Source organism: Oscillibacter sp. KLE 1745 (genome assembly GCF_000469445.2).
Lineage (GTDB): Bacteria > Bacillota > Clostridia > Oscillospirales > Oscillospiraceae > Oscillibacter > Oscillibacter welbionis.
Map to the genome: position 1 here is coordinate 1 of NZ_KI271723.1, position 20,621 is coordinate 20,621.

Sequence of the window (20,621 nt, forward strand, 5' to 3'; positions counted from 1 at the left end):
GGGCGCGGAGTTTCCGCGCCCGGCCTTTGCCGAAATCCACAGAAAACCAGTTGGAATCGCCCTGCGGATTCTGCCGGTTTTGCCATCTGACGGCCGTTGACATTTTCCCAAGCCGGTGCTACACTGAAACAGTATTTTTTGGAAACGCTTTGGGCAGCGGTTTGCGGCGGATGCCGCAACGCGACAACCGAACAGACACACCGCGGACCGCGGCCGAACGTCCCGAAAGAGACTGGGACTTTCAGCCGCAAAATCGGTCCGGCGGTGTTTTTTGTTATGCTTTTGCATAACAAAAAACGAAAATGCGCCATTTCCCCGCCCCTTTGGGGCAACCGGAAATGATGCGCAAAACTTCATGCGCAGCGGCATTTGCCTGTATTCGTGGTGCACTGTACCGCGCATGAAGTTTGTTTTTTGTTTGTCGGCCCGGGGCGTACAATTCGGTTTCCTGCTAAAACTGTTTGCGTGGAAAGGCAAGGTGAGCGGCATGTCAACGAAATTCGTATTCGTTACCGGCGGCGTGGTCTCCGGCTTGGGCAAGGGGATCTGCGCGGCCTCCCTGGGGCGGCTTCTGAAGCAGCGGGGCGTCCGGGTGCGGAACCAGAAGTTCGACCCCTATATCAATGTGGACCCGGGGACTATGAGTCCCTATCAGCACGGCGAGGTGTTCGTCACCGAGGACGGGGCCGAGACGGACCTGGACCTGGGCCACTACGAGCGGTTCGTGGACGAGGACCTCACCGGCAACAGCTCCGTGTCCTCCGGCAAGATCTACTGGTCCGTGCTGAACCGGGAGCGCCGGGGCGACTACCTGGGCGCCACGGTGCAGATCATCCCCCACATCACCGACGAGATCAAGCGCCGCATCTACGCCATGGCGGAAGAGGACGTGGACGTGGTCATCACGGAGATCGGCGGCACCGTGGGCGACATTGAGTCCCAGCCCTTCCTGGAGGCTATCCGGCAGGTGGCGGCGGAGCGGCCCCAGGGGGATGTGGTGTTCATCCACGTGCCCCTCATCGTCCAGATCCCCGGCAGCGGCGAGCTGAAGAGCAAGCCCACCCAGCACTCCGTGAAGGAGCTTTTGTCCCTGGGCATCCAGCCGGATATTCTGGTATGCCGGTGCGACGTGCCCATCACAGAGGACATCCGCCGGAAGATTGCCCTGTTCTGCAATGTCCAGCCGGACTGCGTCATCCAGAACGCCACGGCGGAGACGCTGTATGAGGTGCCCCTGCTGATGGCCAAGGAGGGTCTGGACGAGGTGGTGTGCCGGAAGCTGGGTCTCATCACTCACCAGCCGGATCTGCGGGAGTGGAGCGCCATGGTGAAGCGGGAGAAGAACGCCCGCAAGCGGGTGTCCATCGCCCTGGTGGGCAAGTACACCCAGCTCCACGACGCCTACCTCTCCGTGGTGGAGTCCCTGAACCATGCGGGCACCGCCAACGACGCGGTAGTAGACATCCGGTGGGTGGACTCTGAGACCCTGACGGAGGCCAGTGCGGCGGAGCGGCTGGCGGGCTGCAGCGGCATCCTGGTGCCCGGCGGCTTCGGCGACCGGGGCATCGAGGGCATGATCGCGGCCGTGCGGTACGCCCGGGAACACTGCATTCCCTACTTCGGCATCTGCCTGGGGATGCAGATGGCGGTGATCGAGTTCGCCCGCCACGTGCTGGGCTGGGCAGACGCCAGCTCCTCCGAATTTTCCTCCACCGCCCACTCGGTCATCGACCTGATGCCGGACCAGGTGAATGTCACCGCCAAGGGCGGCACCATGCGGCTGGGCCGCTACCCCTGTGTGCTGGCGGAGGGCTCCCGCAGCCGGGAGCTGTATGGCGCGGCAGAGATCTCCGAGCGCCACCGCCACCGCTACGAGTTCAACAACGATTTCCGGGCGGAGATGCAGGTGGGCGGTATGCGGCTGGCGGGCCTGTCCCCGGACGGCCGCCTGGTAGAAATCATCGAGCTGCCGGACCACCCCTGGTTCGTGGGTGCCCAGTTTCACCCGGAGTTCAAGAGCCGTCCCGACCGGCCGCATCCGCTGTTCTACGGATTTGTAAAGGCCTCTGTGGAGAAAATAGAGGCCCAGGAGGTAACACGATGAATCATTTTGCTAAAATCGCCGCCCAGCTGGAATCCCGTGACCTGGACGGTATGCTGCTGACCCATGAGGCCAACCGTTTTTACGCCTCCGGCTTCCACTCCGCCGGAACCGACGGCATGGCCCTGGTCACCCGAGAGAAGTTCTATTACTTCACCGACTCCCGGTACACAGAGGCCGCCCGGCGGCATGTGCAGGATGCGGAGGTCCAGGAGGCAGGCCACGGCCGGGGCTATTCCGCCCTGCTGAAGGAGGCCGTCCAGCGCCACAGCATCCAGCGCCTGGGGTTTGAGGACGCCTATATGACCGTCCGGGAGCACGACGCCTATGCCCGGGCTCTGCCCTGTGAGCTGGTGCCCGCGGCGGACCTGCTGGCAGAGCTGCGGGCGGTAAAGGACCCGGAGGAGCTGGAGATCATGATTGCCGCCCAGCGGATTGCGGAGAAGGCCCTGACGGATATCCTGAACGAGATCCGGCCCGGCGTCACGGAGAAGGAGATCGCCGCCCGGCTCCAGTATCTCATGCTCCACTACGGGGCGGAGGACAAGTCCTTCGATCCCATCGTGGTGTCCGGCCCCAACGGAAGCCTGCCCCACGGGGTACCCTCGGAAAAGGTCATCCAGGCCGGGGAGTTCGTCACCATGGACTTCGGCTGCATCTATCACGGCTACTGCTCCGACATGACCCGTACCGTGGCGGTGGGATCCGTGACGGATGAGATGCGCCAGGTCTACGACACGGTGCTGCAGGCCCAACTGGCGGGTATCGCAGCCGCCCGGGCCGGGGCCACTGGAAAGGCTGTGGACGGCGCCGCCCGGGACATCATCCGGCAGGCGGGCTACGGTCCCTGTTTCGGCCACAGCTTCGGCCACGGCGTGGGAGTGGAGATCCACGAGGGGCCCAACGCCACTCCCTCCAACGACAAGCCCCTGCCCGCCGGGGCGGTGATCTCTGCCGAGCCGGGCATCTACCTGCCCGGGAAGCTGGGTGTGCGGATTGAGGACGTGCTGTACCTCACACCGGAGGGCTGTCAAAACCTCACTCTGGCCCCCAAGGAGCTGGTCATTCTCTGACCCCGATTCAATCCCACGCAAGGAGGAAAAATCCCATGGCAAGCTATATCGGCGCGTCCGCCGAGCAGGAGGACGCCGACCCCATTCTCATGGCCTTTGCCGCTGAGGCGGCCAAGGGCGACCCCGCCAGTCCGGAGGCCCGTGAGCTGGTGCTCCGCTGGCAGGCCCATCTGGTGAAGTTCAGCCGCAGCTGCGACGAGGAGAAGCTCCGCCGCCTGGCGGACCTGTACAGCTGGGACAACCGCTTTGCAGAGGTTCTGGACAGCTACGGCCCCGGCACGGCCCACTTCATGGGCGAGGCCATCGAGGCCTATTTGGAAACCCTGTGAACGCCGTCGCGCACCGGCGCAAAACCGCCTCCGCCCCCGCTGGCGGAGGCAGTTTTTGCCCTTCCGGCCCCCGGTTTTCCGGCCTGCGGGCTGTTGACAAACCTGCACCGGAGACGCATAATAAAGCTATCAACACGCCAAAAATTGGATGCCCCGCATCCACTTGAGAGGGAGTATTCATGGACACCATCTATATCACCGGACACCGGAACCCGGACACGGACTCCATCGTCTCCGCCATGGCCTACGCGGCGCTGAAGAACGCCCTTGGCCAGCGGCAGTACGAGGCCGCCCGCCTGGGCCAGATCAGTGACGAGACCCAGACCGTGCTGGATCGCTTCGGCTTCCAGCCCCCCAAGCTGCTGAACAACGTGCGTACCCAGGTCCGGGACCTGGATTACGACACGCCCGCCACCCTGTCCGCCGCTGCCACCATCAGCCGGGCCTGGCGGACCATGCAGAAGGACAAGATCTCCGCCATCCCCGTGGCCAATGAGGACGGGACCCTGTTCGGAATGCTCTCCGCCGGGGATGTGGCCAACTATGACATGTCCTCCGTCCGCAACCCTAAGGTGGGCGAGATCCCGGTGTACAACCTGCTGTCCGTGCTGGAGGGCAAAATTCTCAACCAGGGCGGCGAGATGCGGGACGTGATCTCCGGTGAGGTCACCATCGCCCTGCCCGCCAGCCGGGAGAACCTGGTGTTCTCCGACCCGGGCAGCATCGTGGTCTGCGGCGACCAGCCGGACATGATCCGCCGTGCGCTGGAGATCGGCGTCAGCTGCATCATCGTCTGTCAGGCGGAGGTGGACCCGGAGCTGCTGGCCATGCAGACGGACACCTGCATCATCTCCACCGCCTATGACGCCTACCGGGCAGTGCGGCTCATCTACCATGCCATGCCCATCAGCAGCATCTGCAAGAACAAGGATCTGGTGTGCTTCCACCTGGACGACTATATCGACGACGTGCAGAACACCGTGCTGGAAAGCCGCTTCCGGGCCTATCCCATTTTGGATGAGGAGGAGCGAGTGGTGGGCACCCTGTCCCGCTACCATCTGCTGCGGCCCCGCCGCAAGCAGGTGATCCTGATGGACCACAACGAGAAGGCCCAGTCCGTACCGGGCCTGGACCAGGCGGAGATTCTGGAGATCATCGACCACCACCGGCTGGCGGACATCCAGACCAAGAATCCCATCACTGTCCGGAACGAGCCCGTGGGCAGCACCACCACCATCGTGGCGGGGATGTATCAGGACAAGGGCCTGATGCCCACCGCCAAGATGGCGGGATTGATGGCCGCGGCCATCGTCTCCGATACGGTCATGTTCAAGTCTCCCACCTGCACCCAGCGGGACATCGACGTGGCCAACCGCATGGCCCGGATCGCCAACATCTCCCTCCAGGCGCTGGGACAGGTGATCTTCTCCGCCTCCGGCGGCGGTGCGAAGTCTGCAGAGGAGATCTTCCGCACAGACTACAAGGAGTTCCACATCGCAGGCCACAACCTGGCGGTGAGCCAGGTCACCTGCATGGACTCCGACCAGCTGCTCCAGCGCAAGGGAGAGTTTTTGCAGCTCATGAGCTCCCTGCAGAAGAAGCAGGGCTTCGACATGGTAATCCTGATGATTACCGATGTACTGCTGGAGGGCACCCAGCTGCTGTTCGTGGGCGACAGGGACAGCATCCGCCAGGCCTTCAATGTGGAGGATGCGGAGGACGTGGTGTTCCTGCCCAAGGTCATGTCCCGGAAAAAGCAGGTCATTCCCATGCTCTCCGCCCTGTGGGGCTGAGGAGCGCGTGGCCCCGCCGCCCGGCGCTTTCTGCTGAGGAAGCTGCCGGGCGGCTCTGTTTTTTGGGAAATCTCCTGCCTCTGAAACATTTTCCAGAGATTTTGTATAAATTCACCATTGACTTTGCCTGTTTAAAGCAGTATGGTGTAAAAGTACAAAGGCCGGTCGGCAGAAGGGAGCTCTTCCATGGTTTTGTTTGCAGCAGCGTTCCGCACTGTGGCGGGGTTCTCTCGATTTTATGGCTGCCAGGTCCGCTATGCGGGCCGATATTGTCATAGGCAGAGCAGCCAGTGAAGGTCCGGCGGCCGGTGGATCTCACCCCGTATGGAAGGCGGCTCTGCTCTTCGGACAGAGCCGCTTTTTGTAATTTCCCCGCGATCAATCTTGAAAAGGAGATCTCTGCGATGAAAAAGAAGTTTCTTGCCCTTGCGCTGACCGCCGTCATGGCTCTGAGCCTGGCTGCCTGCGGCGGCGACACCCAGTCCACAGATACCGATGCCGATACCAGCGGCGACGAGTCCGCCTCCGGCAGCCAGACCTACACCGTGGGTATTATCCAGCAGGTCCAGCACGAGGCCCTGGACGCCGCCACCCAGGGCTTTCAGGACGCCCTGACGGAACTGCTGGGCGACAGTGTCACCATCGACCCCCAGAACGCCTCCGGCGATACCGCCAACTGCACCACCATTGCCAACAACTTTGTCTCCCAGGGCGTGGACCTGATCATGGCCAACGGCACCACCGCTCTCCAGGCCGCTGCCACCGGCACCAGCACCATTCCCATTCTGGGCACCTCCATCACCGAGTACGGCGTGGCTCTGGGCATTGACGGCTTTACCGGCACCACTGGCTACAACGTCTCCGGCACCTCCGATCTGGCGCCCCTGGACCAGCAGGCTGAGATGCTGCACACCTGGTTCCCCGACGCCCAGACTGTGGGCCTGCTGTACTGCTCCGCCGAGCCCAACAGCCAGTATCAGGTGGACACGGTCCAAGGCTACCTGGAGGATCTGGGCTATACCTGCACCCAATACTCCTTCTCCGACTCCAACGACCTGTCCGCTGTGGCCTCCTCAGCCTGCACGGCCAGCGATGTCCTGTACGTTCCCACCGACAACACCGCTGCCAACAACGCCGAACTGATCGGCAACATCTCCCTGGACACCGGCACTCCCATCATCGCCGGTGAGGAGGGCATCTGCAAGGGCTGCGGCGTGGCCACGCTGACCATCAGCTACTATGACATCGGCTACAAAACCGGTGAGATGGCCTATGATATCCTGGTGAACGGCGCCGATCCCGCCACCATGCCCATCGAGTACGCCCCCCAGTTCACCCCCAAGTACAACCCCACCATGTGCGAGGCTCTGGGCCTGACCCCGCCCGACGGCTATGAGGCCATCGCCGAATAAGGACGAATGGACGGAGAACCGATAAAGAGCCGGCGGATGTTTTCAAATTCTTGTCTGCAAAACTTCCGCCTTCACCGGCGGGGAGCCCTCTCCGGGGCTCTCCGCCGCCCGGTCTCCGTCCTATGGGCGGCGTCTGCGGTATGCTCCGCAGGGCGTCCGTCCACCCTTCCGTCCCGTCATCCAAATCTTATCAACACACTTTCAGCGGAAAAGGGGCTTCCCCTTTCCGCTGAACTTTGCTAGAATAGAGCAGCAAATTGCCTCCGGAAACAGCCGGGGGATTTTGGAGGGATTTCACTTGAACATCATGCATCTGGTCAACGCCCTGCCGGGTGTTGCCGCCCAGGGACTGATCTGGGGCATCATGGCCATCGGCGTCTACATCACGTTCCGGATCCTGGACGTGGCCGACCTGACGGTGGACGGCACCATGGCTACCGGCGGCGCCGCCTTCATCATGCTGACCATGGCGGGGGCGCCGGTGCCGCTGGCGATGCTGGGGGCGTTTCTGGCGGGTGTGCTGGCGGGACTGGTCACCGGCCTGTTCCACACCGCCTGCGGCATTCCGGCAATCCTCGCCGGTATCCTCACCCAGCTGGCTCTGTACTCCGTCAACCTGCGGATCATGGGACAGGCCAACCGGCCCGTCAGCTCCCGACAGTATGACCTGCTGGTGGACCAGCAGAGCGTCCGCTCCCTGAGCCTGGACAACCCCATCCTGGTGGTAGCCATTTTTGTGGCGGCGGTCATTGCCCTGCTGTACTGGTTCTTCGGCACGGAGCTGGGTGCCTCCCTGCGGGCTACTGGTTCCAACCCCAATATGTCCCGGGCCCAGGGCATCAACACCAACTTCACCAAGGTGCTGGGCCTGATGCTGTCCAACGGACTGGTGGCCCTGTCCTCCGCCCTGCTGGCCCAGTACCAGGGTTTCGCGGACGTGAACATGGGCCGGGGCGCCATCGTCATCGGCCTTGCCGCCGTCATCATCGGCGAGGTGATCTTCGGCAAAGTGTTCCGCAACTTTGCGCTGAAGATGCTGGCTGTGGCCATCGGCGCCATTTTGTACTACCTGGTGTACCAGGTGGTCATCTGGCTGGGCCTGAACACCGATGACATGAAGCTCATCACCGCCCTGATCGTGGCGGCCTTCCTGGCCATCCCCTACTGGAAGGGGAAATACGCCCACGTCAAGGTGCCCGCCGGGAGCGCCAATGCCGGAGCAAAAACAGGAGGGGATCAGGATGCTTGAGATCAAGGAGATCTGGAAGACGTTCAACGCCGGGACGGTCAATGAAAAGCAGGCCCTCCGGGGCGTCAGCCTGACGCTGAAGGACGGTGACTTCTGCACGGTCATCGGCGGCAATGGCGCCGGCAAGTCCACCATGCTCAATGCGGTGGCCGGCACCTTTTCTGTGGACAGCGGCGCTATCGTCATCGACGGGGTGGACGTGACCCGCCTGCCGGAGCACAAGCGGGCCAAATTCATCGGTCGGGTGTTTCAGGACCCTATGATGGGCACCGCCCCCACCATGCAGATCGAGGAAAATCTGGCGCTGGCGGCTCGCCGGGGCCAGCCCCGCGGCCTGGGCTGGGGCATCACCAAGACGGAGCGGGCGGACTACCGGGAGCTGCTGCGGGACCTGGGGCTGGGTCTGGAGGACCGTCTGACCAGCAAGGTGGGGCTCCTCTCCGGCGGCCAGCGCCAGGCGCTGACGCTTCTGATGGCCTCTTTGAAGCGGCCCAAGCTTTTGCTGCTGGACGAGCACACTGCCGCCCTGGACCCCAAGACCGCCGCCAAGGTTCTGGCTCTCTCCGACCGGATCGTGGAGGAAAACAGCCTCACCACCATGATGGTCACTCACAACATGAAGGACGCCATCGTCCACGGCAACCGGCTCATCATGATGTACGACGGCCGTATTGTCATCGACGTGTCCGGCGAGGAGAAGAAGAAGCTCACCGTTCCCGACCTGCTGGCCCTGTTCAGCAAAGTCAGCGGCTCTGACGAAGCCGACGACAAGCTGCTGCTTTCCTGAGCCGCGGAAAACCCGATTCAAACTGCATGTTACTCCCCGGCAGGGCCATCCTGCCGGGGTAGTTCTTGCCCCGGATTTTATCTCTTTAAAGCAACAAAAAAGATTTGTGCAAAATCACGGTTGACATTTCCACCGCCGCTTCGTATAATGCAAAGCAATCAAGCAAAACCGATGAGCAAGAGGAGTACCTGGTCAGGTCACCTTTCAGAGAGCCGTGGATGGTGGGATCACGGCAGAGAACTTTCCAGCGAATGGACTTGCGAGGGCAGCGCAAACGGCAAAATGCTCAGTAGCGTCTGACGGGGCCCGCACCCGTTATCCGGGCGGCGCGTATGAATGTACGTGGAACGAGCGGGCGCTTTGCGTCAACTTGGGTGGTACCGCAGGATGGTTTCAAGTCTTGTCCCAAATATGGGGCAGGGCTTTTTTTGATTCCCCTGATCGGTCCGGGAAAGGAGTATGGAGATATGAAACACAATACCAGACGATGGCGCGGCCTGTGCTGCAATATCAATTCCCTGAACGGACCCCTTTCAAATATTCTGTATCAAAGATTGGAGAATCTATTATGATGAATCTGCTGAAGAAGCTGGCCGCCTGCGGCCTGTCCCTGACCATGATCCTGTCCCTGGCCGCCTGCGGCGGCACCGATGACACCTCCTCCGGCGAAAGCGGCGGTGAGCCCGTCAAGTATCTGATCGGCATCAGCCAGTACGGCCAGCACGGCTCCCTGGACAACTGCCGGGAGGGTTTCCTCCAGGGCCTGGAGCAGGCCGGTCTGGTGGAGGGCACGGACTTTGAGGTGGACTACCAGAACGCCAACTTCGACGACAACCAGGCTACCCAAATCGGCCAGATGTTTTCCGCCGAGGACGCGGACCTGATGGTGGGCATCGCCACCAACTCCGCCATCGCCTGCTTCAATGCCGCGGAGGACAAGGACATCCCCGTGATCTTCACCGCCATCACCGACCCGGTGGGCGCCCACCTGGACGCGGGCAACATCACCGGCACTTCCGATGCCCTGCCGGTGGAGGGCCAGCTCCAGCTGATCCGGGCCCTGCAGCCGGATGCCGACACCATCGGCATCGTCTACACCACCAGCGAGGCCAACTCCGTCTACTCCATCAGCGTCTATGAGGAGCTGGCAACGGACTACGGCTTCACCATTGACGCGGTGGGCGTCACCTCCCAGGCAGAGGTCACCCAGGCGGTGGATACCTTGCTGTCCCATGGGGTGGACTGCCTGTCCAACCTGACGGACAACAATGTGGTGGGCGTGCTGGGCGCCATTCTGGAGAAGACGGACGAGGCGGGTATCCCTGTCTACGGTTCCGAGGTGGAGCAGGTAAAGCTGGGCTGCGTGGGCGGCGCGGGCCTGGACTACATCCAGCTGGGCATCCAGACCGGCCTGATGGCCGCCAAAGTCCTCACCGGCGAGGCCGCCTGTGAAGACCTGCCCTACGAGACCATCGAAAACTATGGCCTGTATATCAACTCCGACGCGGCGGCCGAGCTGGGCATCACCATTCCCGACGACATCGCCCAGGAGGCCCAGGAGTGCGCGGAATAACATCTGTAACATCCATTACCAAGGAGAACTCTTCATGAAGCTTGTCACCTATCGTCTCAGCGGCGCCGAGTATGTGGGCGCCCTCACCGCCGATGGAAAGGGCGTGCTGCCCCTCCCCGCCGCCGATATGAACACCTTGATCGAAACCATGACCCCTGCCGACCTCCGTTCTGCCGCCGCGGCGGCAGAGCGGGGCGGTGCGGTCCCGCTGTCAGATGTGGAGCTGCTGGCTCCCATCCCCCGCCCCCGGCAGGATGTGGTCTGCCTGGGCATGAACTACCGGGACCACGCGGAGGAATCCGCCCGGTACAGCGCCGATGCCTTCACCAAGAGCAGTACAGCGGCGGTCTACTTCTCCAAGCGGGTCAGCGAGGCCGGGAAGCCCGACGGCGTCATCCCCCGTCACGCGGGCCTTACGGACCGGCTGGACTATGAGGCGGAGCTGGCGGTGGTGCTGGGCAAAGCCGCCCGGGACGTGAAAGCCGCCGATGCGGCAGACTACATCTTCGGCTACACCGTCCTTAACGACGTATCCGCCCGGGACCTGCAGACGGGCCATAAGCAGTGGTATTTCGGCAAGAGTCTGGACGGCTTCACGCCCATGGGCCCCGTGCTGGTCACCGCCGACGAGATCGCCTATCCCCCGGCGCTGGAGATCACCAGCCGGGTCAACGGTGAGCTGCGGCAGAAGTCCAATACCGCTCTGCTGATTACCTCCATCGGGCAGATCCTGGAGGAGCTGACCGGGGGAATGACGCTGCTGCCGGGCACCATCATCGCCACCGGCACCCCGGCGGGAGTGGGCATGGGCTTCGATCCGCCCAGATTCCTCCAGTCCGGCGACACGGTGGAATGCGCCATCGAGGGCATCGGCACCCTCTGCAGCACCGTGATCTGATCTTTTCACAAGGAGGCTTCTCATCTCATGGATGTGATGGAACTGCTGACCAGCACTCTGATCCAGGGGCTGATCTACGCCCTGATCTCCTACGGCGTGTATATCACCTATTCCATTCTGGACTTTCCGGATCTGGGGGTGGATGGCACGTTTCCCCTGGGGGCCGCTGTCACGGCGGTGCTGATGACCAAGGGCGTCGATCCCTGGCTGACCCTGCCCGCCTCCCTGATAGTGGGCGGTCTGGCGGGACTTTTCACCGGTCTGGTCCACGTGAAGCTGAAGGTGCGGAACCTGCTGGCGGGCATCATCACCATGACCGCCCTGTTCTCTGTGAACCTGCAGATCGCCGGGTCCAACCTGACCATCGACCGGGGTACGGACACCATTTTCACCTCTGCCCCGGTGATGGCCCTGTTTGGGGATCTCTCCCTCTCCGGGCGGAAGCTGATTGTGTCCCTGGCGCTGGTCATCGTCATCAAGCTGCTGCTGGACGCCTATTTCCACACGAAGTCCGGCCTGCTGCTGCGGGCTGTGGGCGACAACGCCACCCTGGTGACCACCTTGGCCAAGGACCGAGGCACAGTAAAGATCCTGGGGCTGGTGATCTCCAACGCCCTGGTGGCCTTCGGCGGCTGCATCGTCTGCCACGAAACCCGCAGCTTCTCCGCCACCATGGGTACCGGCCAGCTGGTGTACGGCCTGGCGGCGGTGATTATCGGTGTGTCCATCATACACTTCTACACCGGCACCCGGCTGGCCCGGGGACTGCGGAAGTCCGGGCCCCTCCGCTTCCTGGGTTCCCCCCAGGGCACCACGGCGGTAGTGCTGGGCAGTGTGCTCTACAAGCTGTGCATCCAGGTAGCCATGAGCCTGGGACTGCCCACCAATATGATGAAGCTGATTACGGCTGCACTGTTCCTGCTGGTGCTGGTGCTGTCCGGCCGGAAGGGGGAGGCGATCATCCATGCTTGAAGTACGGGACATCACGAAGATCTACAACCCCGGCACCCTGACGGAGCAGCGGCTGTTCGAGCACTTCTCCCTGACAGTGGAGGAGGGCCAGTTCGTGGCCATCGTGGGCAGCAATGGCAGCGGCAAGACCTCCCTGCTGAACATCATCTGCGGCTCTATCCCCATCGAGGGCGGCGACGTGCTGGTGGGTGGCCGGAGCATCTCCAAGCTGAAGGACTACCAGCGGTACGCCACCATGGGCCGGGTCTACCAGGACCCCGCCGCCGGCACCTGCCCCAACCTCACCATGCTGGAAAATCTGTCCCTGGCGGATAACAAGGGCGGGTCCTACGGCCTGGGCCGGGGCGTCAATAAAAAGCGTATCGACTTCTATCGCCAGCAGCTGGCCTCCCTGGGCCTGGGACTGGAGGATAAGCTGGATGTGCGGATGGGGGCTCTCTCCGGCGGCCAGCGGCAGGCGGTGGCGCTGCTGATGGCCACCATGACGCCCCTGAAATTCCTGATTCTGGACGAACACACGGCGGCCCTGGACCCCAAGACCGCTGAGGTCATCATGGCCCTGACGGACAGAGTCATCCGTGAAAAGCATTTGACGGCCATGATGGTCACCCACAACCTCCGCTACGCGGTGGAGTATGGAGACCGGATCCTGATGATGAACCGGGGCCGGGTGGTGCTGGACCGGGCCGGAGCGGAAAAGCGGGCCACCTCTATGGACGATATCCTGACCATGTTCAATCAGATCTCTCTGGAGACCGGGAATTGAGGAAAAAAAAGCGGGCATCCTTTGGATGCCCGCCTTTTTACTCCTTTTCCAGCTCATAGCCCATGGCCGTCAGCTCCCGTCGGATCTGCTCCACATGGGCGGCGTCCCGGGTCTCCAGCACCATGGAGACCATGCAGGCTCCCACGTCGGAATGCTGATCCTCCCGGGCATGGTTGATGCTGAGGATGTTGGCGCCGCTGTCCGCCACCACCTTCAAAAGCTGCAGCAGGCTGCCGGGCTTATCCGCCACCTTCGTGCTGATCTCTGCGATCCGCCCGGCCTTGGACAGGCCCTTGGTGATGATCCGGGACAGCGTGGTCACGTCCACATTGCCGCCGGAGACCACGCACACGGTTTTCTTCTCCGACGTGTCCACCTTGCCGAACATCACCGCCGCCACCGGCACGGCGCCGGCGCCCTCCGCCACGGTCTTCTGCCCCTCCATCAGCGCCAGGATGGCAGAGGCGATCTCGTCCTCGCTGACAGTGACCACCTCATCCACATACTGCTGGCACAGGGCAAAGGTCAGATCACCCGGCTTCTTCACCGCGATGCCGTCCGCAATGGTGGACACGCTCCGCAGCTCCGTGGGGCCCCCGGCGTGGCGGGACAGGTACATGGACGCCGCGCCCGCCGCCTGGACGCCCACGATCCGGCAGTCCGGCTTCAGCTGCTTCACCGCAAAGGCGATGCCGCCGATAAGGCCGCCGCCCCCGATGGGCACCACGATCTGCTCCACGTCCGGCAGCTGCTCCAGGATCTCCAGGCCGATGGTGCCCTGGCCGGCGATCACCAGCGGGTCGTTGAAAGGGTGGGCGAAGGTGTAGCCCTGCTCCTTCGTCAGCCGCTCCGCCTCCGCCGCCGCGTCGTCATAGACGCCGGGCACCAGCACCACCTCTGCGCCGTAGCCACGGGTGGCCTCCACCTTGCTGATGGGCGCCCCGGCGGGCATGCAGATCACCGCCTTGATCCCCAGCCGGGATGCGGACAGGGCAATGCCCTGGGCGTGGTTCCCCGCAGAGCAGGCGATGACGCCCCGGGCCGCCTCCTCCGGCGTCAGGCTGCGGATCTTGTTGTAGGCGCCCCGGAGCTTGAAGGCCCCGGTCAGCTGCAGGTTTTCCGCCTTGATGTACACGTTCTCCCCAAATTTCGGGGCCCTGTCCAGCGGTGTCCGCCGGGCGATGCCCCGCAGGGCCTCCTGGGCCTCCCGGACCATATCCAAAGTCAGCATGGACTCCCCTCCCACGTCTTTCTTATGCTTCATTATATCGGCGTGCCCGGCAGAATACAATGCACAACTCCTCCAATGTTTTTCATTCAATGACATCGTTTTTACAGTTTGTCTTTATACAAAGGACATCCATATTCTCTCCGCGGGCAGCAAGGCGTTCCTCCGCCTGCTGCGGCACGGAAAGTTTTCAATTCATCTCTATACAAATCTTCCGAAAATTGCTATAATGAATCAAATTTTGTCGAAGGAGGAGTGTCCGTGAAACCGCACCGGAAAGCGGCCCCCGCGGAGGCCGCGGCCGCTGGCCGCCAGGAGATGCCCCGCTGTGCCCCCAAGGCGGACAGCGGCCTCTCCTCCGCCCAGGCTCAGGCCCTGGCGGAGGCCGGCTGGGACAACCGCCCGGTGGAGTCTCCCACCAAAAGCGATAAGCAGATCATCCGGGAGAATATCTTCACCTACTTCAACCTGATTTTCGTGGTTCTGGCGGTGTGCCTGCTGCTGGTAGGGGACTGGAAGGACATGACCTTCCTCCTCATCGTGGCAGCCAATGCCGTCATCGGCATCGTCCAGCAGCTGCGCTCCAAACGCACCATTGAGAAGCTGTCCCTCCTCTCCGCCGCGAAGGTGCGGATCATTCGGGACGGAAAGGTCCGGGAGCTGCCGGTGGACCAGCTGGTGCGGGAGGACGTGGTAGAGCTCACCGCCGGCTGCCAGATCCCTGCGGACGGACCGGTCCTCACCGGGCAGGTGCAGGTGAACGAGGCCCTCATCACCGGCGAGGCGGACGCCGTCACCAAGGAGCCTGGGGATCAGCTGCTGTCCGGCAGCTTCGTCATCTCCGGCAAGTGCCGGGCCCGGATGGACCAGGTGGGAGCAGACTCCTACGCCTCCAAGCTGACGCTGGCGGCCAAGAAAGATGACGGCCCCGGCAAAAGCGAGATGATGCGCTCCCTGGACAGCCTGATCCGCTTCATCGGCATCGTGTTGATTCCCATCGGCGCAGCGTTGTTCTACAACCAGTTCATCAATCAGGATCTGGGCCTGCAGCAGTCCGTGGTCAGCACGGTGGCGGCCCTGATCGGCATGATCCCGGAGGGACTGTTCCTCCTGACCAGCGTTGCCCTGGCGGTCAGCGTGGTGCGGCTGGCCCAGAATCGGACGCTGATCCACGAGATGAACGCCATCGAGACCCTGGCCCGGGTGGACGTGCTGTGCGTGGACAAGACCGGCACCGTCACCAGTCCTCAAATGCAAGTGCGGGAGGTGGTGCCCCTGGACCCGGAGTCCTGTTCCGACACGGACATCACCGACATTCTGGGTGCCTTTTACCGGGTGCTGGATCCGGATAACGACACGGCGAAGGCCATCGCGGACAAGTTTCCCCGGGGGCCCGGCTGGCCGGACCGGGGAGCCGTGCCCTTCACCTCCGCCACCAAGTGGAGCGCCGTGAATTTCCTGGACCGGGGGGCTTATGTGGTGGGCGCACCGGAGTATATCCTGGGGCAGGACTTCGCCGCCCTGGAAAAGCGTACTGCCCCCTACGCCGCCCAGGGCTGCCGGGTACTGCTGCTGGCCCAGTGCGACGGGGCGGAGATCGGGCGCCTCCACGGCGTGGTGATCCCCCTGGCCCTGCTGGTGCTGGAGAATCCCATCCGCCCCAACGCTCCCAAAGTCTTCGATTACTTCCACACCCAGGGCGTGGATGTGAAGGTCATCTCCGGCGACAACCCGGTGACCGTCTCCGCTGTGGCGGCCCAGGCAGGCATCCGGAACGCAGAGCAGTGGGTGGACGCCCGGGAGCTCCAGACGGATCAAGACATCGCCGCGGCCGTGCGGGAGTACACTGTGTTTGGCCGAGTGGTCCCCAACCAGAAGCGGAAGATCGTCCGGGCCCTCCAGAGCCAGGGCCACACGGTGGCCATGACCGGCGACGGCGTGAATGACGTGCTGGCATTGAAGGACGCCGACTGCGGCGTGGCCATGGCCTCCGGCGCGGATGCCGCCTGCCAGGTGGCCCAGCTGGTGCTGCTGGACAGTGACTTTGCCGCCATGCCCAAGGTGGTGGCGGAGGGCCGCCGGGTCATCAACAATATCCAGCGGGCCTCGGCATTGTACCTGGTGAAGAACATTCTGTCCTTTTTCCTGGCCCTCATCACCCTGTTCGCCGCCTTCCCCTATCCCTTTGTTCCCATCCAGCTGACGCTGATCTCCGCCCTGACCATCGGCGTGCCCTCCTTCTTCCTGGCGCTGGAGCCCAACCACGACCTGGTGAAGGGCAAGTTCCTCCACAATGTGCTGCGGCGGGCTTTTCCCGGCGGTCTCACAGCCATCTTCGTCATCCTCTTTGCGGAGCTGTTCGTCTACACCTTCGACCTGACGCTGGCAGAGCTCTCCACCATCTGCGTGATCCTGATGGCGGTAAACGGTCTCATGGTGATCTACTACGCTGCCCGCCCCCTGGATGCCAAGCGGCTGGTGCTGCTGGCGGCCATGAGTGCGGCCATGTTCGTGGCGGTGGTGTTCTATGGGGCGTTCTTCTCTCTCTCCTCCCTGTCCTTTGCAGCCTGGCTGGTGCTGATCGTGCTGGTGCTGTTGGTGGTGCCCATCCAGATGGGCCTGGAGTGGTGCTTTGACCGCTGCACCACGGCCCTGGACCGCCGCCGGGAGCGGCTGGCAAAGCGCCGCCGCGCTCCCCGCAGACCCCGGCCGGCGCACCGCTCCCGGCGCCGTCGGTGATCTTTCCCACGCCAAATAGAGCGGACCGTGGTTTTCCACGGTCCGCTTTCTTCATTGGGTCAGCAGGCGGAGCATCTCCTCCGCCGGGTCCACCAGCGGCAGCCCTGTCCGGGCCGCCAGGGCCTCCTTAAAATAGGGGAAATGGGTGCAGCCCAGCACCAGCGCCTCCATCCCGCCGTCGGCAAACCACGCTGCCAGCGCCGCCAGACGGTGGCGTTCCACCAGCTCCTCCGGCGGCATCCCCGCCTCCACGGCCAGCACCACCGGCAGCGCACAGGCCCCCAGCAGATCCAAGGCGGGATTGGCCTCCAGCAATACCTTCTCGATGCCGGAGAGTCCCTGGGCGTTGGCGGCGATGACTCCCAGCGCCCGGTAGCGGGGCGCCAGCCGCCGGTACACGTCCAGCGGCGTCACGATCCGCATCCCCGTCTCCTCCGCAAGCCCCGGGAAATCCACTGCCGCAGACAGGGAGTTGCAGTAGACGAAAGCCCGCCGACAGCCCTGGGCCATGGCGCCCCTCAGCACCGCCAGGGCCTGGCGGCGCTTGTCCGCTGCCGGGGCGTGCTGAAAGGCAGTCTGCTCCCTGGGTCCCCGGGAGAGGGGAAACGGCACGCCCGGCAGCCCCCGTTCCTCCAGATATGCCACGCCCATCCGGGTGTCCACCGGTGTGCCGGCCAATACAGCAATAGGTCCGTTCATGGCGATCCTCCTCTCCTCATCCCAGCTTCCGCGGAAAGTTGCCGAATACCCGGACGCCCTCCTGCACAGTCAAAAACGCGTGGGGGTCCACAGAGTGCACCATGTGAAGCAGCTCCTCGATCTCATATTTGGAGAGGCACACGCACAACACACGGACATCGTCCTTGGTGTAGGCGCCCACGCCGTCCCAGTAGGTCACGCTCCGCCCTAGCTGTTTGATAATGAAGTCCGCCAGGACGCTCTCGTCCTCCCGCGTGAAAATCAGGGCTTGAACGGTGACATTCTGCTGGTGCATCCTGTCCAGGATCATGGAGTTTGCGAAGTTGTAAATCACGGAGTAAATGGCGACCTCCGGGTCAAACAGGATCAGGATGGCCGTATAAAGCAGGGCATTGAAGCCCAGCGCAAATTTACCCACCGTAAAAGCACTGTCCCGCTTGCTCATGATGAGTCCCAGCACGTCCAGTCCGCCGCCGCTGCCGCCGCAGGTGAGGACGATTCCGCTGCCGATCCCGGTGAGGATGCCGCCCAGCAGGCAGGCCGTCAGATAATCGTCCACAATGGGCTGCGTGGGAATGGGAATGATGCTGTAAAAAACAGAGTAGGATACCGTACAGATGATGGTCCGCACCGCCAGTCCCCTGCCCAGGTTCCGATACCCGATCATGAGCAGCGGGATGTTCAGCAGAAAATAGAGGACGCCTGCGATGTCGTAGGCCCCGAAGCTCACGCCCAGGAAGTCCTGCAGCAGCGTTCGCACCAGTTGGCAGAAGCCCAGCAGGCCGCCGGTGTACAGGCTCAGGGGGACAATGAAGAGATTCAGCGCCGCGGCCGCGATCAGCTCGCCCAGCACGGCGAGCACCAGCCGCAGGATTCGGTTGTGCAGGGTAGTGTACAGCATGGGTAAAACCTCCCTTGGGAGTGCAGCTCCCTTCTGCGGATATCCATGGTCCCTCTTTGATACCGATTATACGGTGTATCCCGCAAAACCTCAAGAGGGAAAATTACAGGGCGTACCGCAGGCAGCGGTACAGCCGCTGTTTAGCCCGCTTCACCGTGCGAGAGACGGTGGAGCGGTTCACCCCCAGCTTTTGAGCAATCTGGGACATTTTCAGTCCCCGGTCGTAATAGAGGAACACCATCTCCCGCTGCCGGGGCGTCAGCTCCTGCTCCCGGGCCCGGCGCAGGCCGCGCCGCAGCCGCTCCAGCTGCTCACTGTTATCCTCCGCATGGTCCCGCAGCCAGACGGTCATGTCCCCGATCCACTCGCTGCTGCGGGCGTCAAAGCGTGTATCTCTCATGTCTGTGATAGCTCCTGTCGTAATAATGGGCCGTCAGCGCCGCCAGCTCCCGGGTCTCCTGCAGCAGCGGCGTCAGCTCTGTGATCCGCCGCCGCAGAAGGCGGCGGTCCTCCTCGTCCTTCAGCTCCCGCGCCGCCTGCCGCAGCTCGCCGATCCGCCGCCGCAGGGCGGCCGCGCTCTCCGCATAGAGGGCGGACATCTCCAGCAGCGTCATGGCGCCGCCTCCCTTCCCCGCACCTGGCGGAAGGGAGCCAGCTCCGCCCGGGCGAACACCGGGAGGCAGGCCCCACATACGCTGCTGCCGTTGCAGTACCAGTAGTCCTCTCCCTCTGTGATCTCCAGCCCGCAGAGCGAGCAGCGCAGCGTCCGCCGTCGGCGGGTATGTTCCTTTGTTTCCAAATGCGATGCTCCTTTCCTGTATACAGATCCCGGCAAGTCTCATGTGCCCCGCCGGCAAAATGAAAAAAACGGGTGGAAAAGCAAAAATTTTCTGTTGACAAACAGGCGCTTATCTGGTAAGATAAATTCTGCTGTTGGAACTGCTGGTGTAGCTCAGCTGGTAGAGCAGCTGATTTGTAATCAGCAGGTCGGGGGTTCGAATCCGTCCACCAGCTCCAGTTTTAATATGGGGGAATTCCAGAGCGGTCAAATGGGGCAGACTGTAAATCTGTTGCCTTCGGCTTCGGTGGTTCGAATCCACCTTCCCCCACCAAAAAGGTGCCTGCAATCGCGGGCGCTTTTTTCATTTTGATAAACAAGATACTTGTAAATTTTTATTTATTTTACAAGTATCTTGTTTACAGCTATACAGTAACACAAGATTTTTTGAAAGTCAAGTATAATTTTACAAGTTTCTTGTAAAATTGGATTGACAGCTTCCTTGAAATCCGATAGGATACTGTCAAGAACATCGGAAAGGATGGGATCCATGGCATTTGGAGACCGGATCAAAGCCCGTCGGGAGGAGCTGGCTCTCTCCCGCCCCCAGCTGGCGGATCGGCTGGGCGTCACACCGTCCACTGTCAGCAACTACGAGACCGGTGTCAGCTTCCCTAAGGAGGAGATGATGCTCCGGCTGTTCGACTGTCTGGAGACGGACCCCAACACCTTGTTTCAGGACAGCTTTCGCCGCGGCGCGGACGTCCTGACTGAGCGGGAGCGGCAGCTGCTGGAGCAGTATCGCTCCCTCTCTCCCCTGGGGCGGGAGAGCGTCCAGACGATGGTGGAGGCGCTGCGGGCCTGTCAGCAGGAATCCGCAGCCCCGGAGCAGGAGCCCCGGGTCATTCCCCTGTACCGGACCCCTGCGGCGGCCGGTTATGCGGCGCCGGTGTTCGGCGAGGATTTCGACTACCTCCAGGTCACAGACGGCGTGCCTCAGTCCGCAGAGTTTGCCGTGCGTATCCAGGGGGACTCCATGGTCCCCTACATCCCGGACGGCTCTGTGGTCTATGTGAATCGCGATCCCCTGAAGGCCGGGGACGTGGGGATCTTCTGCGTGGACGGGGATATCTTCTGCAAGCAGTATTACAAGGATCCCGCCGGAACGGTGTATCTTTTCTCCCTAAACCGGGCGCGGGCCGATGCGGACGTGGTACTCACCGCCGGCAGCGGCCGGACGCTCGCCTGCTTCGGCCGGGTGATCCTCCACGCGCTGCCGCTGCCGGGGCGGACGTAACGGAGAGCCGGGCGCCGCCTATGCGG

19 protein-coding genes, 2 tRNA genes and 1 other annotated feature are annotated in these 20,621 nt (G+C 62.8%); of the genes, 15 read left to right on the top strand and 6 right to left on the bottom strand.

The features are described from left to right. Positions 1-487: 487 nt before the first annotated feature. From HMPREF1546_RS09380 to HMPREF1546_RS09430, 11 genes are all read left to right on the top strand, one after another. Complete coding sequence (locus HMPREF1546_RS09380; protein WP_036629679.1) at positions 488-2,104, top strand: CTP synthase; 1,617 nt, start codon at positions 488-490, stop codon at positions 2,102-2,104. After that, positions 2,101-3,174, top strand: a complete 1,074-nt coding sequence (locus HMPREF1546_RS09385) for a Xaa-Pro peptidase family protein (protein ID WP_021748181.1) — start codon at positions 2,101-2,103, stop codon at positions 3,172-3,174. Before HMPREF1546_RS09380 ends, HMPREF1546_RS09385 begins: the two co-directional genes overlap by 4 nt. A gap of 35 nt (positions 3,175-3,209) precedes the next feature. Beyond that, on the top strand, positions 3,210-3,503 hold the full coding sequence (locus HMPREF1546_RS09390; protein ID WP_021748182.1) for a TipAS antibiotic-recognition domain-containing protein: 294 nt from the start codon (positions 3,210-3,212) through the stop codon (positions 3,501-3,503). Between the two features lie 179 nt (positions 3,504-3,682). Further along, positions 3,683-5,296, top strand: a complete 1,614-nt coding sequence (locus HMPREF1546_RS09395) for a putative manganese-dependent inorganic diphosphatase (RefSeq protein WP_021748184.1) — start codon at positions 3,683-3,685, stop codon at positions 5,294-5,296. Between the two features lie 404 nt (positions 5,297-5,700). Then, the gene (locus HMPREF1546_RS09400) at positions 5,701-6,708 is read left to right on the top strand and encodes an ABC transporter substrate-binding protein (protein ID WP_021748186.1); all 1,008 of its coding nucleotides are present in this window, start codon (positions 5,701-5,703) and stop codon (positions 6,706-6,708) included. 298 nt (positions 6,709-7,006) lie between these two features. Beyond that, positions 7,007-7,957, top strand: coding sequence for an ABC transporter permease (locus HMPREF1546_RS09405; protein WP_025545184.1), 951 nt, complete (start codon positions 7,007-7,009; stop codon positions 7,955-7,957). After that, a complete protein-coding gene (locus tag HMPREF1546_RS09410; RefSeq protein ID WP_036629680.1) occupies positions 7,950-8,744 on the top strand; it encodes an ABC transporter ATP-binding protein in 795 nt (264 codons plus the stop codon). Before HMPREF1546_RS09405 ends, HMPREF1546_RS09410 begins: the two co-directional genes overlap by 8 nt. Positions 8,745-8,906: 162 nt before the next feature. Further along, positions 8,907-9,155 (top strand) — a binding site (T-box leader). 157 nt (positions 9,156-9,312) lie between these two features. Next, positions 9,313-10,317 carry an ABC transporter substrate-binding protein gene (locus HMPREF1546_RS09415; RefSeq protein ID WP_021748191.1) on the top strand — a complete coding sequence of 335 codons (1,005 nt, stop codon included), beginning with the start codon at positions 9,313-9,315 and terminating at the stop codon, positions 10,315-10,317. A gap of 34 nt (positions 10,318-10,351) precedes the next feature. Next, positions 10,352-11,215, top strand: coding sequence for a fumarylacetoacetate hydrolase family protein (locus HMPREF1546_RS09420; protein ID WP_021748192.1), 864 nt, complete (start codon positions 10,352-10,354; stop codon positions 11,213-11,215). Positions 11,216-11,242: 27 nt separating this feature from the next. Further along, positions 11,243-12,187 carry an ABC transporter permease gene (locus tag HMPREF1546_RS09425; protein WP_021748193.1) on the top strand — a complete coding sequence of 315 codons (945 nt, stop codon included), beginning with the start codon at positions 11,243-11,245 and terminating at the stop codon, positions 12,185-12,187. Further along, positions 12,180-12,953, top strand: a complete 774-nt coding sequence (locus tag HMPREF1546_RS09430) for an ABC transporter ATP-binding protein (RefSeq protein WP_021748194.1) — start codon at positions 12,180-12,182, stop codon at positions 12,951-12,953. Before HMPREF1546_RS09425 ends, HMPREF1546_RS09430 begins: the two co-directional genes overlap by 8 nt. 37 nt (positions 12,954-12,990) lie before the next feature. Here the strand turns inward: HMPREF1546_RS09430 and ilvA are convergent, their stop codons facing one another. Continuing rightward, positions 12,991-14,184 (bottom strand): threonine ammonia-lyase, encoded by a 1,194-nt coding sequence (gene ilvA, locus HMPREF1546_RS09435; RefSeq protein WP_036629692.1) that lies wholly within the window; start codon positions 14,182-14,184, stop codon positions 12,991-12,993. 258 nt (positions 14,185-14,442) lie between these two features. Here ilvA and HMPREF1546_RS09440 point away from each other — a divergent pair, with 258 nt between their 5' ends. After that, positions 14,443-16,920 carry a cation-translocating P-type ATPase gene (locus HMPREF1546_RS09440; RefSeq protein ID WP_301547033.1) on the top strand — a complete coding sequence of 826 codons (2,478 nt, stop codon included), beginning with the start codon at positions 14,443-14,445 and terminating at the stop codon, positions 16,918-16,920. Positions 16,921-16,971: 51 nt separating this feature from the next. On the opposite strand, the gene HMPREF1546_RS09445 is transcribed toward HMPREF1546_RS09440, so the two are convergent. The 5 genes from HMPREF1546_RS09445 to HMPREF1546_RS09465 form a co-directional block, all read right to left on the bottom strand. Then, entirely contained in the window at positions 16,972-17,619 is a 648-nt protein-coding gene (locus HMPREF1546_RS09445) for an aspartate/glutamate racemase family protein (RefSeq protein WP_021751544.1), read from the bottom strand. 16 nt (positions 17,620-17,635) lie between these two features. Further along, complete coding sequence (locus tag HMPREF1546_RS09450) at positions 17,636-18,520, bottom strand: YitT family protein (protein WP_021751543.1); 885 nt, start codon at positions 18,518-18,520, stop codon at positions 17,636-17,638. A gap of 103 nt (positions 18,521-18,623) precedes the next feature. Further along, positions 18,624-18,920 (bottom strand): sigma-70 family RNA polymerase sigma factor, encoded by a 297-nt coding sequence (locus HMPREF1546_RS09455; RefSeq protein ID WP_021751542.1) that lies wholly within the window; start codon positions 18,918-18,920, stop codon positions 18,624-18,626. Next, positions 18,901-19,134 carry a hypothetical protein gene (locus HMPREF1546_RS09460; RefSeq protein WP_036631428.1) on the bottom strand — a complete coding sequence of 78 codons (234 nt, stop codon included), beginning with the start codon at positions 19,132-19,134 and terminating at the stop codon, positions 18,901-18,903. The genes HMPREF1546_RS09455 and HMPREF1546_RS09460 overlap by 20 nt, the downstream gene beginning before the upstream one ends. Continuing rightward, positions 19,131-19,319 (bottom strand): hypothetical protein, encoded by a 189-nt coding sequence (locus tag HMPREF1546_RS09465; protein WP_025544094.1) that lies wholly within the window; start codon positions 19,317-19,319, stop codon positions 19,131-19,133. The genes HMPREF1546_RS09460 and HMPREF1546_RS09465 overlap by 4 nt, the downstream gene beginning before the upstream one ends. A 142-nt stretch (positions 19,320-19,461) precedes the next feature. On the opposite strand from HMPREF1546_RS09465, the gene HMPREF1546_RS09470 reads away from it, so the two are divergent. The 3 genes from HMPREF1546_RS09470 to HMPREF1546_RS09480 all read left to right on the top strand — a co-directional run bounded on the left by HMPREF1546_RS09470 (position 19,462) and on the right by HMPREF1546_RS09480 (position 20,595). Further along, positions 19,462-19,537 (top strand) — tRNA-Thr (locus tag HMPREF1546_RS09470). Between the two features lie 10 nt (positions 19,538-19,547). Continuing rightward, a tRNA-Tyr gene (locus tag HMPREF1546_RS09475) sits at positions 19,548-19,632 on the top strand. 216 nt (positions 19,633-19,848) lie between these two features. Further along, positions 19,849-20,595, top strand: a complete 747-nt coding sequence (locus tag HMPREF1546_RS09480) for an XRE family transcriptional regulator (protein WP_021751883.1) — start codon at positions 19,849-19,851, stop codon at positions 20,593-20,595. The last annotated feature ends 26 nt before the right edge of the window (positions 20,596-20,621 follow it).

Excerpts from the sequence above, each read along its gene's own strand:
- HMPREF1546_RS09455 (WP_021751542.1), bottom strand. The coding sequence starts at position 18,920 with ATGAGAGATACACGCTTTGACGCCCGCAGCAGCGAGTGGATCGGGGAC.
- HMPREF1546_RS09480 (WP_021751883.1), top strand. The coding sequence starts at position 19,849 with ATGGCATTTGGAGACCGGATCAAAGCCCGTCGGGAGGAGCTGGCTCTC.
- HMPREF1546_RS09460 (WP_036631428.1), bottom strand. The coding sequence starts at position 19,134 with ATGACGCTGCTGGAGATGTCCGCCCTCTATGCGGAGAGCGCGGCCGCC.
- HMPREF1546_RS09410 (WP_036629680.1), top strand. The coding sequence starts at position 7,950 with ATGCTTGAGATCAAGGAGATCTGGAAGACGTTCAACGCCGGGACGGTC.
- HMPREF1546_RS09380 (WP_036629679.1), top strand. The coding sequence starts at position 488 with ATGTCAACGAAATTCGTATTCGTTACCGGCGGCGTGGTCTCCGGCTTG.
- HMPREF1546_RS09395 (WP_021748184.1), top strand. The coding sequence starts at position 3,683 with ATGGACACCATCTATATCACCGGACACCGGAACCCGGACACGGACTCC.
- HMPREF1546_RS09425 (WP_021748193.1), top strand. The coding sequence starts at position 11,243 with ATGGATGTGATGGAACTGCTGACCAGCACTCTGATCCAGGGGCTGATC.
- HMPREF1546_RS09400 (WP_021748186.1), top strand. The coding sequence starts at position 5,701 with ATGAAAAAGAAGTTTCTTGCCCTTGCGCTGACCGCCGTCATGGCTCTG.
- HMPREF1546_RS09385 (WP_021748181.1), top strand. The coding sequence starts at position 2,101 with ATGAATCATTTTGCTAAAATCGCCGCCCAGCTGGAATCCCGTGACCTG.
- ilvA (WP_036629692.1), bottom strand. The coding sequence starts at position 14,184 with ATGCTGACTTTGGATATGGTCCGGGAGGCCCAGGAGGCCCTGCGGGGC.
- HMPREF1546_RS09420 (WP_021748192.1), top strand. The coding sequence starts at position 10,352 with ATGAAGCTTGTCACCTATCGTCTCAGCGGCGCCGAGTATGTGGGCGCC.
- HMPREF1546_RS09430 (WP_021748194.1), top strand. The coding sequence starts at position 12,180 with ATGCTTGAAGTACGGGACATCACGAAGATCTACAACCCCGGCACCCTG.
- HMPREF1546_RS09415 (WP_021748191.1), top strand. The coding sequence starts at position 9,313 with ATGATGAATCTGCTGAAGAAGCTGGCCGCCTGCGGCCTGTCCCTGACC.
- HMPREF1546_RS09445 (WP_021751544.1), bottom strand. The coding sequence starts at position 17,619 with ATGAACGGACCTATTGCTGTATTGGCCGGCACACCGGTGGACACCCGG.
- HMPREF1546_RS09450 (WP_021751543.1), bottom strand. The coding sequence starts at position 18,520 with ATGCTGTACACTACCCTGCACAACCGAATCCTGCGGCTGGTGCTCGCC.
- HMPREF1546_RS09390 (WP_021748182.1), top strand. The coding sequence starts at position 3,210 with ATGGCAAGCTATATCGGCGCGTCCGCCGAGCAGGAGGACGCCGACCCC.